General features: G+C 41.9%; 14 protein-coding genes. 4 read left to right on the forward strand and 10 right to left on the reverse strand.

What is annotated here, in order from left to right:
• Nucleotide 1 precedes the first annotated feature (1 nt).
• The 4 genes from ppaX to hprK are packed head-to-tail and all read right to left on the reverse strand — an operon-like array spanning nucleotide 2 to nucleotide 3381.
• Complete coding sequence (gene ppaX / locus MHB69_RS16565; RefSeq protein ID WP_024423569.1) at nucleotides 2-652, reverse strand: pyrophosphatase PpaX; 651 nt, start codon at nucleotides 650-652, stop codon at nucleotides 2-4.
• Nucleotides 649-1593 (reverse strand): nucleoside recognition domain-containing protein, encoded by a 945-nt coding sequence (locus tag MHB69_RS16570; RefSeq protein WP_070326061.1) that lies wholly within the window; start codon nucleotides 1591-1593, stop codon nucleotides 649-651. The genes ppaX and MHB69_RS16570 overlap by 4 nt, the downstream gene beginning before the upstream one ends.
• A gap of 19 nt (nucleotides 1594-1612) precedes the next feature.
• Nucleotides 1613-2437, reverse strand: a complete 825-nt coding sequence (gene lgt / locus MHB69_RS16575; RefSeq protein ID WP_041115595.1) for a prolipoprotein diacylglyceryl transferase — start codon at nucleotides 2435-2437, stop codon at nucleotides 1613-1615.
• A gap of 11 nt (nucleotides 2438-2448) precedes the next feature.
• Nucleotides 2449-3381, reverse strand: a complete 933-nt coding sequence (gene hprK / locus MHB69_RS16580; protein ID WP_024423572.1) for an HPr(Ser) kinase/phosphatase — start codon at nucleotides 3379-3381, stop codon at nucleotides 2449-2451.
• A gap of 177 nt (nucleotides 3382-3558) precedes the next feature.
• On the opposite strand from hprK, the gene nagA reads away from it, so the two are divergent.
• The 3 genes from nagA to MHB69_RS16595 are packed head-to-tail and all read left to right on the forward strand — an operon-like array spanning nucleotide 3559 to nucleotide 6218.
• Nucleotides 3559-4752 carry an N-acetylglucosamine-6-phosphate deacetylase gene (gene nagA / locus MHB69_RS16585; protein WP_176967179.1) on the forward strand — a complete coding sequence of 398 codons (1194 nt, stop codon included), beginning with the start codon at nucleotides 3559-3561 and terminating at the stop codon, nucleotides 4750-4752.
• Nucleotides 4749-5474 (forward strand): glucosamine-6-phosphate deaminase, encoded by a 726-nt coding sequence (gene nagB / locus MHB69_RS16590; protein WP_176967178.1) that lies wholly within the window; start codon nucleotides 4749-4751, stop codon nucleotides 5472-5474. Before nagA ends, nagB begins: the two co-directional genes overlap by 4 nt.
• 18 nt (nucleotides 5475-5492) lie before the next feature.
• Nucleotides 5493-6218 (forward strand): GntR family transcriptional regulator, encoded by a 726-nt coding sequence (locus MHB69_RS16595; RefSeq protein WP_176967177.1) that lies wholly within the window; start codon nucleotides 5493-5495, stop codon nucleotides 6216-6218.
• Nucleotides 6219-6248: 30 nt separating this feature from the next.
• Here MHB69_RS16595 and MHB69_RS16600 read toward each other — a convergent pair whose 3' ends face one another.
• The 5 genes from MHB69_RS16600 to MHB69_RS16620 form a co-directional block, all read right to left on the reverse strand.
• On the reverse strand, nucleotides 6249-10103 hold the full coding sequence (locus MHB69_RS16600; RefSeq protein WP_342495787.1) for a metallophosphoesterase: 3855 nt from the start codon (nucleotides 10101-10103) through the stop codon (nucleotides 6249-6251).
• A gap of 94 nt (nucleotides 10104-10197) precedes the next feature.
• A complete protein-coding gene (locus MHB69_RS16605) occupies nucleotides 10198-10584 on the reverse strand; it encodes a phage holin family protein (protein ID WP_024423577.1) in 387 nt (128 codons plus the stop codon).
• Nucleotides 10585-10779, reverse strand: coding sequence for a PspC domain-containing protein (locus tag MHB69_RS16610; protein WP_024427656.1), 195 nt, complete (start codon nucleotides 10777-10779; stop codon nucleotides 10585-10587).
• A gap of 6 nt (nucleotides 10780-10785) precedes the next feature.
• Nucleotides 10786-11877: a DUF4097 domain-containing protein gene (locus MHB69_RS16615; RefSeq protein ID WP_034281057.1), complete on the reverse strand. Its 1092-nt coding sequence runs from the start codon at nucleotides 11875-11877 to the stop codon at nucleotides 10786-10788.
• Between the two features lie 11 nt (nucleotides 11878-11888).
• Entirely contained in the window at nucleotides 11889-12224 is a 336-nt protein-coding gene (locus MHB69_RS16620) for a DUF4870 domain-containing protein (RefSeq protein ID WP_081124890.1), read from the reverse strand.
• 197 nt (nucleotides 12225-12421) lie between these two features.
• Here MHB69_RS16620 and MHB69_RS16625 point away from each other — a divergent pair, with 197 nt between their 5' ends.
• On the forward strand, nucleotides 12422-12652 hold the full coding sequence (locus MHB69_RS16625; protein WP_034281058.1) for a hypothetical protein: 231 nt from the start codon (nucleotides 12422-12424) through the stop codon (nucleotides 12650-12652).
• A 30-nt stretch (nucleotides 12653-12682) separates the two neighbouring features.
• On the opposite strand, the gene uvrA is transcribed toward MHB69_RS16625, so the two are convergent.
• Nucleotides 12683-15559 (reverse strand): excinuclease ABC subunit UvrA, encoded by a 2877-nt coding sequence (gene uvrA, locus MHB69_RS16630; RefSeq protein WP_025093988.1) that lies wholly within the window; start codon nucleotides 15557-15559, stop codon nucleotides 12683-12685.
• Nucleotides 15560-15563: the final 4 nt, after the last annotated feature.

Raw genomic sequence — 15563 nt, forward strand, 5'->3', positions numbered from 1 at the left:
CTTAATCAGCTCCAACAATCGCCAGGAGATCACTCATTTTCTTCAGCATGAAATCAGGGCGATGCTTTAAAAGCGCCTCTTCTCCCTTAATAGACCAAGCAACACCTGCCGTTTTTGTCCCTGCCGCTTGACCAGACAAAATATCGTGATAATTATCACCGACCATCACCGCTTCATGCGGATCACTGCCAAGCTTTGATAATGCCAGCTGAACAGGCTCCGGATGCGGCTTCTCATTTTGCACATCATCGAGCGTCACAATGACCTCAAAGAACGGCTCTAAACCGGTCAGCTTCAATCCCATTAAAACCGTATCCCGTATCTTCGTTGTGACAATACCGAGCTTAAATCCTCGATCCTGCAGGACTTTCAATGTGTCGATAACGGTCTCATATTCAGTCACAAGCAGATCATGCTGCTTATGATTAAACGTGCGGTACATCTGAATCATATCATCCGTCAAATCAGGGTCCATCGCAGAGAATGTATCAAACAAGGACGGACCAATGAAATGAAGAATATCCTCACGGCTGTACTGACCAGGGTAATAATGATCCAGCGTATGCTGAAATGAAGCAATAATTAATTCATTTGTATTGATTAATGTGCCATCTAAATCAAATAGCACTGTGTTGATCGTCGATTCGTTCATATGGCTTCCTTTCTAACAGCTGCAAGTTCCCGCTTCCGCCAAATATAGCTAATAGCAGCTGTCAATAAAATTGCAGAAATCAGGCGGATGACAAGAAGCGGCCATACTGGAATACCAAGTGGTATAAAAATCAGCGTATCTTCGACCACCGCATGGCAGGCAACGAGGAAAATAAAGGCAAGAGTTAAGTCCTTTTTACTCACACCGTCCTCTTCCACTGCCTTCATCATCACGCCGGCTCCGTACGCCAGACCAATCGTTAATCCAGCCACCATCGTCATAGATGTATTTTCTTTCATTCCAAGCATTCTAGTAAAAGGTGACAGCCACTTAGACAGTGTATGAAGCCACCCTAAATCTCTCATGAATTGAATGATGATCATGAGAGGGATGACGATACAGGCGAGCTGGAGCACACCGAGTACAGCTTTTTGTAAAGCAAGCAGGACGATCATGTACCAGCTGGAAGGCACATCAGCCGCCTGAGCTGCCGTCAGTAGTCCATATTGCGCCGGCTCCTCGCCTCCCTGCCAAACGAGATGAATGACAATAGCCGAAATAACAGCAAGACTGATTCTGACCAACAAAATCACAGACACTCTCAGTCCAACCTTTGCTGCCACTGTCGATTCGATGATCAGGTTATGGCAAAAGGACAGCATCACTGCCAAAATAAACACTTCCTTCACAGGAAGCTCTAATGTCAAAATGGCTGCAATCCCCGCATACAAGTTCAGCATATTTCCTAATACAAGCGGAATAGCCGCTTCTCCCGAAAGACCAAACACCCCCATAAATGGCCGAATGAATTGTATGATCCAACCCATTACAGGCGTATGCTGCAAGATACTGACGAGAATGGTAACTGGAAAGATGACTTTGCCAAGTGTCCAAGTTGTCGATAGCCCTGCCTTCAAGCCGTTTTTCCATGTCTCTCCCATCTCTTATGATCCCCCCTGCTTAATTCGATGAGTTGTTCTCTTTATACGGAATCGATGCGTATCCTTTCATTCTTCTAAAGAAAATCAGTAGAACAGCCACTACGAATATCGCAATCGAAATCATCTGTGCGATTCGAAGATGCTCTGTCAGCATTAAACTGTCTGTTCTCATCCCTTCTATGAAGAAACGGCCGATTGAATACCAAATTAAATAAGACAAGAAGATTTCGCCTCTTCTCAGCGATGTTCTGCGTAGTAAAATCAATATGACAACACCGGCAAGATTCCATAATGATTCGTATAAGAACGTCGGGTGATAATAGGTCCCATCAATATACATTTGATTAATGATAAACTCAGGCAGATGCAAATTTTCTAAAAAGGCTCTTGAAACCGCCTCACCGTGCGCTTCTTGGTTAATAAAGTTCCCCCAGCGCCCAATTGCCTGCGCTAGTAAAATACTAGGTGCTGCGACGTCAGCTATTTTCCAAAAGGATACCTTTCTCACTTTTGTAAAAACGATGGCTGTCAGCACGGCACCGATCAGCCCGCCGTGAATCGCAATTCCACCATTCCAAATTTTAATGATTTCGTTTGGGTGCTGCTGATAGTAATCCCATTCGAAAGATACATAATAAATTCGTGCACAAATAATTGCTATTGGAATGGCAAATAAGATTAAGTCAATAAACATATCTTTATTGATTCCTCTTTTTTCACATTCTCTCAGTGCGAGCCAGAGTCCAAGCAAGGCCCCGATCCCAATAATCACACCATACCAATGAACCGAAATAGGTCCAAGCTGAAAAGCGATCGGATCAATTGGCTGAATTGCTTCGTTCATATAGTCAACTCCTATTCATCCTGGCCATTGTCTTCAATGACATCGGCAAGTTTACTTGTAAATTGTTCTGCTGCATTATGTCCCATACGTTTCAGCCTGAAGTTCATCGCAGCCACCTCAATGATGACAGCTAAGTTTCGACCTGGCCGTACAGGGATCGTCAGCTTCGGCACATCTGTATCGATGATGCGCATTTTCTCTTCTTCAAGTCCTAAACGATCATACTGTTTGCCTTGTTCCCAAAGCTCAAGGTTCATTACAATCGTAATTCTCTTATAGCTTCTAACAGCGCCTGCTCCAAATAAGGTCATCACATTAATAATACCTAACCCGCGGATTTCCAAAAGATGTTCAATCAGCTCTGGTGCGCTCCCGACTAATGTATCCTGATCCTCTTGACGGATTTCCACGCAATCGTCTGCGACCAGCCGATGTCCCCTCTTCACTAATTCTAAGGCTGTTTCACTTTTTCCTACTCCGCTTTTCCCAATTAATAATACACCTACACCATATACATCTACGAGCACACCATGAATAGCAGTCGTTGGTGCAAGCTTACTTTCTAAAAAGTTGGTCAATCGACTCGAAAGTCTTGTCGTTTTTAGGCTAGATCGTAAAACGGGCACGCCATTTTCATTTGATGCTTCGATTAATTCCTTCGGGACATCACGATCTCGTGACAAAATAATGGCAGGGGTAATATCTGTACAAAGAGACATCATTCTCTGCTTTCGTTCGCGTTCTGGGAGCTGTTCAAAAAAAGAAAGCTCTGTTTTCCCTAAAAGTTGAACTCTTTCTTTTGGGTAATATGTAAAATAACCAGCCATTTCAATACCTGGTCTGGAAAGATCACTGATTGTAATGGGACGATTAATCCCTTCTTCCCCACTTACCAGTTCAAGATGAAATTGTTCCATTATGTCCTTCGTACGAACTTTCGGCACGCTTCTTCCTCCTTTTATCACAGGCGATTCAGAAATACAGCTCTATTTTATCACTTTCAATGATGAACCCAAAACAGTATTTTATCCTGTTCCTGTTTGACCGCCCTAACTGGTATAGACAACTATACTTAAAAAGAGTAAACTTAAAGTAAAGATAACGAATAAGGGGGCTCAAACATGAGCGGTTCTTTATTGCTCTCCAATATTCATATTGTGACAAAGACAAAGATCATTGAAAACGGTTTTGTCGGTTTACGCGATGGCAAGATTGACTATATTTCAACATCTCCACCGACAGGAAATTATGAAAAAGTATATATTTCCCGGGAAAACTTTTATTTACTCCCTGGAATGATTGATATTCACATCCATGGCGGATATGGTGCAGACATGATGGATGCGACAGCAGAAGCAATGAATACACTCGCTGACAACCTTCCGTCCGAAGGAACGACAAGTTTTTTAGCGACAACCATCACACAAAACCATCATGAGATTGAGCAGGCACTTAAAAATGTCGCTCAGTGGAAACAAAGTAATGAAGCACAAGCAGGAAGTCAGGCACAATGTATAGGAATCCACCTAGAAGGTCCATTTATTTCTAAAGATAAGGCAGGGGCACAGCCTGTTCAATGGATTAAACAGCCCGATATTCCGCTTTTTAAAAAATGGCTGGATGCTTCTGAACAGCTCATTCGAATTGTCACGTTTTCGCCTGAGGAAGACACAGATTTTGCTTTCCTTTCCATGTTACAGGAAATGAACATGATCCCTTCTATTGGACATACGAATGCCCGTCATGACATGATGAATTTAGCAGCTAAGCATGGTGCACGCCATGTAACACACCTTTATAATGCACTGAGTTCGTTTCAGCATCGTGAACCGAATGCTGTAGGTGCTGCTCTTACGAATGAGAACCTTTATACCGAGCTGATCACAGATGGAATTCACTCCCACCCTCTTTCCATCAAGCTTGCGTATTTGGCAAAAGGAAGTGATCGTTTGATCATGATCACAGACTCAATGCGTGCAAAAGGTCTTGGGGATGGAACATACGAATTTGGCGGTCAGACGGTCACAGTCAGCGGCGAAAAAGCATTGCTGGACGATGGTACACTTGCAGGATCAATTTTGCGAATGAAAGATGGCGTCAAACGGATGAAACAGCTCACAAATTGTGAATGGACAGAGATTGCGAAGATGACCTCAACTAATGCAGCCGCTCAACTGGGTCTTGACCAACAGCTCGGTTCCATCGAAATTGGAAAAATAGCAGATTTGGTGATTTGGGATGAATCTGGTGAACTGATGATGACGATCTGCCGTGGACAAATCGTCTTTGAAAAAAAGGAGGCCAACCACTCATGAACATCATCGAATTTGAAAGCAAAGATCAATTAGGAAAAGAAGCAGCTGCCATCATTGCAAGGACAATAGCTGCTAAACCCGATGCCGTACTCGGCCTAGCAACGGGCGGTACACCTATTGAAACTTACAAAGAGTTAATTCAACTTCATCAAGCGAATCAACTGTCTTTCAAGCAAACAAAAACAATCAATTTAGATGAATATGCAGGACTCAATCCAGAACACGAAAATAGTTATATGACCTACATGAAACGTCATTTATTTGACCATATTGATCTCCCTCAAGATCAGTATTTTCTTCCAAATGGCAAAGCAGCTCATTTAGAAAAGGAATGCTTAAGATATGACCAGCTCATTGAGGATGTAGGCGGCATCGATCTTCAGCTCCTTGGAATCGGTCAAAATGGGCATATCGGTTTTAACGAACCAGGTACCCCTTTCAACTCAAAGACTCATGTCGTGCAGTTAGATGAAAACACGAGACAGGCTAACGCAAGATTCTTTTCTTCTATTGATGAGGTACCTACACATGCCATCACAATGGGAATCGCGAGCATTCTTTCAAGTAAAAAGATTCTCCTTCTTGCTTCGGGAAAATCAAAAGCGAAAGTGATACAATATTTAGAACGGGCAGAGATTCATCCGGACTTCCCAGCGTCTGCACTGAAACTTCATGAAGATGTAACGGTTATGATTGATCGAGAAGCTGGATCACTACGCTAAAAACGAGAGGATTTTCACATGTTTATTGATAAGCAGTCACCTATTCCGATGTACCATCAGATTATGGAGAACTTGAAAAAGCAGATTGAGGATGGAACATTAGCACCTGATACACTCATTCCTTCTGAAAGAGAATATGCCGAACGCTTTGGTATTAGTCGAATGACTGTCAGACAAGCCTTATCGAATCTTGTGAACGAAGGATATTTGTATCGTCAAAAAGGAAAAGGCACCTTTGTTAGCCGGAAAAAATTTGAACAGCCGCTTCAAGGCTTAACAAGCTTTTCAGAGGATATGCGCCAGCGTGGGCTCAAAGCATCAAGCCAGCTGATTGACTTTAAAAAAACCGCATGTCCAGAGCACTTGCTGCCCGTCTTACAGCTGACTAATAGTGATGCTGTATTTGAACTAAAACGGATACGCCTTGCAAATGATGAACCGATGGCGATTGAAACGAGCTATATACCTGAAAGATTTGCAGGAGATTTAACAAAGAAACATTTAACTGGCTCTTTATATGAATATATTGAAACTCACACTGGCCATGTCATTGCTCATGCCAAACAGGAGCTTGAAGCCAATGTTGCCTCAAAGGAAGAAGCACACTTGCTGTCTATTCTAGCAGGAGACCCTGTGCTGTCCATAACAAGAACGACTTTTTTTCAAAAAGACATTCCATTTGAGTATGTTGTTTCCGTTTATAGAGGGGATCGTTACAAGCTCATTCATACAATGGAAAGATAAACAGTGCCCCTGACACGGAGCACTGTTTTTTTATTTCCTAAGAAATTTTATTTCGTCATCATCTTTTGTATGAATTTTCCATATTGGAGAAATGGCTTTTCCTTGAAAACGATCTTTTGCTACAGTGTACCAATAATAATCTTCATTTGGCTTTAAGCCCTTCCACTCAAAGCTCGCTTTTTTGCCGCTTTTTATGCCTCGAGCCTCTCCTAGAAGAACATTCGTATACACATTGAGTTCAAAATAATTGGTTTTGACAGATTTCATTTTCGGTGTCAAATCCACATCGATTGAAAATTCATCTTGATCTCCATACGTTTTAGGATCATAAAAATGCTCTTGATTCAAGTAAGGTGAGTATGTCGTAAAATGAAGCTGATTTTTTTCTTGATCGGCTGTTATTACCCTCATAAACCCTTGACCACCTTCAGGTCCTGACTGATAATCGGCGAGTATTTGATATACTTTCCTGTCTACTTTTCCATCATGGTCATCATCAAGCTCATCTACTTTCCTGCTTGCTCCATGGTAATGGCCGCTAAATACGGCCACAATATTAGGATGGCGTTTCACCACTTGATGGAAGATGAGGTCGCCAATCGGGCTTCGGTTGCCGCTCACTAACAAATACTCATGGAAATTTAAAATGACGATACGATCTGGATGCTCAGAAATGACACGGTTTAACCAATCAATTTCATCTTGCTTAATCCCCCAGCCCATGTACACCATCATATAATCATTGCCGCCGGCAGAGATGAGATCATAATGACCTTTATTGTTTCGATAGGATTCACCATAGTAAGGCTTATCCGCAAAGCGTTTTTCCCCGAAATATTTTCCGTATTCCGCATATAAACCATCCTTGTGTCTAACATCATGATTTCCTGCTAAAACACCATAGGGAATGTGATTCTCATCTAATACACGCATAAACGTATCAGCACGGTGCCATTGCTTATCCTTTGAATCATCCACAATATCGCCTGTATGGAACACATATTGAATGTTTAATTTTTCCCTTTGATCTCTGATCCATTCGACCATTTGTTTAAAGATATGAGGATAGCTCTTTGCATAATATTGAGTATCAGACATCCATATCATCTTATATGGCTTTTGCGATTTGCTGATTTCATCCTGTACTAGCAAATCAAACGTTTGATTCTTCATGTACTGTCTCACTGACAGCAGCCCTTTCAGGTAAAATTCCTTTTGATCCTTGGCAAAGTGATGAGTGATTTTATCCCACTTTTCCTGCTGGTGATTCCACGCGTACATTGTCACCTTTCTCCCTGACAAGGAACTCCCTTTCCATACAGCTTCGACGACATCCTTTTCACGTACATCATGATGAACCTTAATTTGAAAACGATGATAAGGAAAGCGCTGTAAATCCTTCGTTTCAACTGACTTCCCATCAACAAATGCAATGCGGTTCCTTTCTTGATCAGAAAAAATCATTTCTCCTTTTTGGAGATAACTCTTAGGCGGTTCTGTCTCTGCTGCATACTTAAAAATCTTCATTGAAGGATGCAGCGATGTATATTGATAGGCACGATAAAAAGAGTAATCTAACTTATCATTCGTTGGATCCTTGGTTAGCACAGTTTGTTTTGATGATTTCATTTTCGTCTTATCTGCCACCCGCTCTGGTGTTTCAGGATGCTCATGTACCGTCTTGAACTCTTTTTTCAACGTCGACATGTTCCCGGCAGCGTCTTTTGCTTTAATTGTAAACGTGTGCTTTCCAGGCTTTAATTCACTAGAGGACGTCTGATATGGCAAAGAAACTGGTTTGCCATCTACATATGCCTTCAACTCCTCTATGTCACTCCAGCGATCCGTTACTTTTGCTTTTAATGTAAAGGCGCCTTTATATTGATCCTTTGCTTTTACGTTGGTCTTAATTCTCGGCCCAGTGTTATCAACTTTCACACGTACTGAAGCGTACTCGTCTGAGGTTTTGGCCTCAATCAGGTGCGGCCCTTCTTTCAGCCTTTTTGTGTCCCACTTTATATAGGTTGAGACATACGCCTCTTTTGGAATCTCAAATTGAAACGTTCTCACCTTTTTTGCGTTCCCGCTGTCTCCCATTCTCCATTCTTTTAGCGGCTTCGCATTGATTGGCGGAATTTGTGTTCCATTTGATAAAATCATCCTGACGTTTTTCAATTCAAAATCATCATGATTCTCTCCAGGCAGCCGGTCCACCGGAGAAGACTTTGTACCAGCGTGAAAAGAGATCGTTTGGAGACCTGCCTTTTTTATCTCTTCTTCGGGTATTGGCATTGTATAGGTACGGTACACTTTTGTCGAATCATCAAAAATAGAAAGTAAACGCCTACCTATATACACACCATTTTTAAAATATAAATTTGTTCCTTTGACATCAAATGCGATATATGGATCTGCTTCAAGGGCAGAGGATACTTGCTGATTCCGTTTTCCATCTATCCGTAATTCGATGCTTTTTTTCTGATCAGACGTTGCCTTTAATGAAAATAAACCTGATACCGTATCTCCCTCTTCTACATTGAATCGCAGACCGTGGGCTTTACTGACTTGTTCCACATCAATCGTTTTTTTCAACGTCTTGGCTTCATTTTCGCCGTCTGACGCTTCAAGCTGATACTCCAATTGTTCTTTCCCAATCAACTCAGGTGAATAAATAATATGATGAAATAGCCGGTCATTATGGTCTTTTTGCAGCAGTATTTCCTTAAACGGATCTTTTCGATTCGTTCGATAGCGCAGCTTGACGGTTTTTACGGCCTGATCATCTTGGACATCTGCTTTAATCTCTACACTTTCAGTTGGTTTCACCGGTTTCCTTACCGTCATATCTTCAATCACAGGTTTATGGATATCTTGAGAAATTTCCTTTTTTTCCGATGGAATTTGTGCTTTTAGCACTTTACCTGGAGTGGGTTCTTCCTCAATTTTCGAAATCAGCTTCGTCTGCGTCGTACCATCCATTGGATACTTAAACAGCAAGGATTTATGCTCGCTAAACCATGATGGCTTCAAACGAAATGCGGCAGAAGAAATCTCTTCACCTATATTTGTTGTGATCGAAACAAGACGAGATTTTGAGTTGGACAGCCCTTTGCTCTCGATAATGGATAGATGCTCGCCCTCTTTTAATTGGCTTTTGTACATGGCATTAAAGTCCGCTGCCGTTAAATGCTCCTGCCCTTTTTTTCTCAGCCAGAATACATAAGGTTTTCCAGGTGAAATGGTGACTGGATTTGTGTGAAAGGAATATACATCATCCATTTCAATTCCCTGTGCAGGATTGCGGTAGCGGAGCTGATAATGTTTAAGAGAGATAGGCGCCTGTGTCGTGTTATACACTTCGATAAACTCAAAAGCATCTTTGCCTTTTCGGTTTTTTGAATTGACGACAATTTCTGTGATGAATAAGTCCGGAATATGTGAAAGATCTTCTTCAAATCCATTTAAATGAACCGATTTCTCAGCCGTTTTGATGACTGATTTTTGCGTAAGGAACTCTGTATAGTAACGAACAGTTGGATTCCATAATTGATCTGGCGGAATTTTCGCTGTAAATTCTGGCTTCATCCCTGGCAGCCGTTCCATTGGAATCAAGCGATACCCCAGTTCATCACTTTGTTTATAATACAAGTTCGCAGACAAAATCTGTTCTTGGTCACTAATGGACGCACGAAACTGTAGATCATGGCTTTTTCCTAGAACCGGGCGGACGTCCACATGAAATTGGTCAAAGATAAAAGGCGAAAAAGGCTTGTCCGGTACATTCACTTCTGTTTGAAGAAAAGGTCCTGCTGAAGCAGGCTGACTGAAACAAAAAAGAATGATAAAAAAACATAAAAGCATGATTTGTCTGCTCACGTTCACCATCTTGCACCGCCTCCCTTCGGATATTGTGTCTCCTGAAGGTCGTTTTTATGTCAGATGGAACGGAGAAACGATGCAAATTTGCACAAAAAAACCGTTAGCTTTTTTTCGCTAACGGCTCTACAATTCCTTTTTGTATCAACAGGTGGAAAATGGATAAAATGACAGCCATCCAAATGGCCGTTCCGAATCCATCAATGTTAAAGCTATCTCCCATAAAGCTCGATGTCATCATGAGTGTAATCGCATTGATGACAAATAAGAACAATCCTAGTGAAAGAACGGTCACTGGAAGCGTTAAAATGATCAAAAACGGCTTCACTAAAATATTGAGCAAGGACAAAATGATACTTGCCACAATGGCTGCGCCAAAACCTTCAATATACACGCTCCCGAGTCCAGGCAGAATGCCCGAATCAAAATATCCAGCAATGACGATTAAAAGTAATGCATTTACTAAAATACTGACGATCCATCTAAGCATTTATTTAGTGCCTTCTTCCGGAACAACAAAATACCAGATGAAGTAGATCAGGAAGATCGGCATAAATGCTGTCAAAAATCCGATGATGACGGTTAAAATGCGAAGCAGGGATGCATCCACACCTAAATATTCCGCAAGTCCACCAACAACACCCGCTATTTTTTTATCTGTTGCTGAACGATAAAGCTTCTTCATGTAGAATCACTCCTTGTCTGATTGGTGCTTTACTTGTATTGAGCCTGTTTTTGTTTCTGCAAAAATGGATATACTGTGCACCGCTTGTTGATTGGCTTTGATCATTTTCTCTTTTTGTAATGTTTCATTTTTCTCTTTAATCATCTCTGCATCAAGTAAATCGTGAGAGATAGACCCGAGATTGCTTTTCAGCTCAGCGGTCACTGCACAAGCACGCGGGATTTGAACGTCCACACTGCCTGTTGTCGTTTTCGCATAGATGGAACGGCACTTTTCATCTGACAGCTGAACAGCAATATTTCCATTAAAGCTTTGGGCATCAATTGATTCACTTTTCCCACGCAGGTCTATGAGCCCATTGATGGTTTCTACCTCAATCATACCACACTCATGATCTGCCAGTTTGATTTGTCCGTTTGCTGTTTCAATTCCGACTTTTTCTGCTTGTAACGAAGCAAAAGAGACAACCCCATTTGTCGTTTTCGCGGCAAGTTCTTTTGTCTTTAGCTTTTCCCCGCGAATCGGTCCATTAAACAGCTTGACCTTAATCTTATCGTATTGGATACGAGGTACGTATAATGTAACATTGACTTTCATCGTCTTCTTTTCGGTTCGAATAAAAAATTTATCTCCTTCAAGCCCGCAGTCCAATTGATTGAGAAATTGCTGTCTTGCCTGCTCTCCATCCTCTGCACGGTAGATTTTCGCATGGCACTCAGCTCGAATATCTCGATCGTCCCAAGGCATCACGTTGAGACTGCCGTTCGCCAATTGAATATCTAAATGAGAAAGCGATGCATCTTTGAACTGAAAAATGTGCTCAACATCAACTGACTGTCCAAAGTTCAAATCAAGATCCACGTCTTTTACCTTTTTCACCGCAGAATCTAACCAGCCAAACAGCTTTGCACCAAGATTTTCGGTACCATTTCCTTTGCTCTCTGCTCCAGCTTTTTCTTCATGAAAGCTGTGATCAGCCGTAGACTTTTCTAATGAGACTGACTGACCTTCTTCTAGTTTTTCCAGCAGCGTAATTGCTTCTTTTGCTGATAATACTCCGTCTTCTACTAATTTTAAAATTCGTTCTTTTTCATTCATACAAAGCCCTCCTAAGATTTGATGGATTGAAGTACTTTAATACCTTGAATGATATTCCAAATGACAGAGATCAAAAAGCCAATAACTACTAAAAAAGACAAGATGAACACCGTCATGACTGGAATGAGCGAGTCGCCTGCCTGTGTCGCCAATAAAAATGGGATAGACCCAAAAACCAACAGAATGCACGCTGCGACTGGCAAAAGATGTGACCATAATGCCCGCATCGCGTGCCGCTTCGTTTCCTTTTGATCTACTACAAAAAACGCCACGATCGGTACGATAAACGGCATAAACAATACACTAAAATAACAAATAGAAGCAATAATCGACTGATCTCTATTCATATATATTCGCTCCTTCATAACGAAAATTCCTTTCTAACTCATACGTTTATTGCGTATAAAAAGTTTCAAAATCATTCGATTTACATATGACCTTAGACACAAATTATTTCTTTTTGCACCTAAGAGTAGATTCTTCACAGATTACCCTTTAAAATATGTTGAAAAGATGGTGATTATCATTATAGGGGGTAATTATTTTGACAGATCATCATAATTCAAACCACACGGCTCAAACGCTTTTAGACCTTATACAGAAACAAAAAAGCATGAACAGCGATATGATCAAGGAGCTTGAGACCATTCATCCGTCTCATCCAAAGTATGGTGATATCCGTTATTTAAAGGTACTGCTCGACAGCAGCAGCACCCATATTTTAAAGGATTTAACGCACCTCAGTAATTTAATGCCGAAGGAAGATGTGCAATAAAAGAAAACCCCTCTTATCGAGGGGTTTTCTTTATGAAGAAGTCACACTTTCCGTTTCTTTAACCAGTTGTTTCATGCGTTTACGGTCACGCTCTAAAATAGGCTTCAAGTATTTTCCTGTGTAAGATGCTTCTTCTTTTGCAATGTGCTCAGGAGTGCCAGAGGCAATGATCGTTCCGCCGCCTGCACCGCCTTCTGGTCCGAGATCAACAAGGTAATCAGCAGCCTTGATAATATCAAGGTTGTGCTCAATGACCAACACCGTATCTCCATTTTCAACCAAACGCTGAAGCACTTTTAATAAACGGGCAATATCATCCACATGCAAACCTGTTGTCGGCTCGTCCAAAATATAAAGAGACCTTCCGTTTGAACGGCGGTGAAGCTCAGATGCCAATTTCACGCGCTGCGCCTCTCCTCCGGACAATGTCGTTGCAGGCTGTCCAAGTGTAATGTATCCTAGCCCCACATCATAAATCGTTTGAAGCTTCCGCTTAATTTTCGGGATATTCTCGAAAAATTGGAGTGCATCCTCCACGGTCATTTCAAGCACATCAGCAATGTTTTTTCCTTTATATGTGACCTCGAGTGTTTCGCGGTTATAACGTTTCCCGTGACACACTTCACAAGGCACATACACATCTGGCAAAAAGTGCATTTCAATTTTAATGATGCCATCCCCGCGGCACGCCTCACAGCGGCCGCCTTTGACGTTAAAGCTGAATCTGCCTTTTTTATAGCCTCGTACCTTTGCTTCGTTGGTTTGTGCAAACACATCCCGCACATCATCAAAGACACCTGTATACGTGGCAGGGTTGGATCTTGGTGTACGGCCAATTGGAGATTGATCAATATCAATGACCTTATCCAAATGATCCATTCCTTTGATTTCTTTGTGCTGCCCTGGCTTCGCCTTCGCTCTGTGCAATTTTTGTGAAAGTGATTTTAATAGAATTTCATTCACAAGCGTACTTTTCCCTGAGCCGGATACTCCGGTCACAGCTGTAAAAACGCCAAGAGGAAACTTCGCATTCACGTTTTTCAGGTTGTTTTCTTTTGCACCTTTTATCTCAATATAGCGGCCGTCAGGCTTTCTTCTCTCAATTGGCAGCGGGATAAATTTCTCACCAGATAAATATTGTCCTGTTAAGGATTTCGGGTCCTTCATGACTTCTTCTGGCGTTCCAGCTGAAATCACTTCTCCCCCATGAACTCCTGCTCCAGGTCCAATATCTATTAAATAATCAGCGGCTAGCATAGTATCTTCATCATGCTCCACGACAATTAGTGTGTTCCCGATGTCGCGCATGTTTTTCAACGTCCCGATCAACCGGTCATTATCGCGTTGATGCAGACCAATGGATGGTTCATCTAATATATAAAGAACACCTGTCAGCCTTGACCCGATTTGAGTCGCCAGGCGAATCCGCTGCGCCTCTCCGCCTGATAGTGTGCCAGCGGACCGGCTCAAATTCAGATAATCTAATCCCACATTATTTAAGAAGGACAAACGCTCTTTGATTTCACGTAAAATGAGCTGGGCAATCTGCAAATCTTTCTCAGACAACTCAATTTTTTCATAGAAATCAAGGGCATCAGAGACAGACAAATCGGTGATTTCTCCGATATGCTTGCCATTGATGAGAACCGCCAGCGTTTCTTTTTTCAGACGATATCCTTTACATGTCGGACATGGCTGATTGGCCATATATTTTTCCATTTGTTCACGAATATAATCAGAGCTGGTTTCCTTATAACGCCGTTCAATATTACGAAGAACGCCTTCAAACTCAATTTCATTTTCACGTACCTGACCAAAATCATTTTCATATTTAAAATAAATCCGTTCAGATCCGCTTCCATATAAAATTTTATCAAATAAATGCGATGGGATATCTTTCACTGGAATGTCCATGTCGATGCCATAATGTGTACAAACAGCCTCAAGAAGCTGCGGATAGTATTGCGAGCTTTGCGGCTCCCATGGTGCAATGGCATGCTGCCGTAAAGTCAGATCCTTATTAGGAATGACAAGCTCAGGGTCGACTTCCAGTTTTGAACCGAGCCCATCACAGCTCGGGCAGGCACCAAAAGGACTATTAAATGAAAACATTCTCGGCTCAAGCTCACCAATAGAGAACCCGCAATGCGGACAAGCATGATGTTCGCTGAATAACAGCTCTTCTTGTCCAATCACATCAATCATCACTCGGCCTTCGCCCAGCCGCAGAGCCGTTTCAAGGGAGTCAGACAGCCGAGCAGCAACGCCTTCCTTCACGACAATTCGATCAATGACTACTTCAATGGAATGCTTCTTGTTCTTTTCAAGCTCGATATCTTCTGAAAGGTCTTCCATCTCTCCATCGACTCTCACTCGTACATAGCCCTGCTTCCGAATTTGATCAAGCACTTTCACATGTGTTCCTTTGCGGCCGGATACAACTGGCGCAAGCACTTGTAATTTCGTTCTTTCAGGATACTCTAAAATACGATCTGTCATCTGCTCAATCGTTTGTGACGTAATTTCAATCCCATGTATAGGACAAATAGGTTTTCCGACTCGAGCATACAAAAGACGCAAGTAATCATAAATTTCAGTAACAGTACCAACTGTTGATCTAGGGTTTCGGCTCGTCGTTTTCTGGTCAATACTAATCGCCGGAGAAAGACCTTCAATGGCATCTACATCCGGTTTATCCATCTGCCCAAGAAATTGGCGTGCATACGCTGAAAGAGATTCAACGTACCTGCGCTGACCTTCTGCATAAATCGTATCAAAGGCAAGCGACGATTTTCCTGAACCAGATAATCCCGTAATGACCACTAGCTGGTCACGCGGGATATTGACATCAATATTTTTAAGGTTGTGGGCTCTAGCACCTTTCACCTCTATTCGTTCCATAGCCATCAGG

This window comes from Bacillus sp. FSL K6-0994, from assembly GCF_038630815.1.
Taxonomy (GTDB): domain Bacteria; phylum Bacillota; class Bacilli; order Bacillales; family Bacillaceae; genus Bacillus; species Bacillus safensis.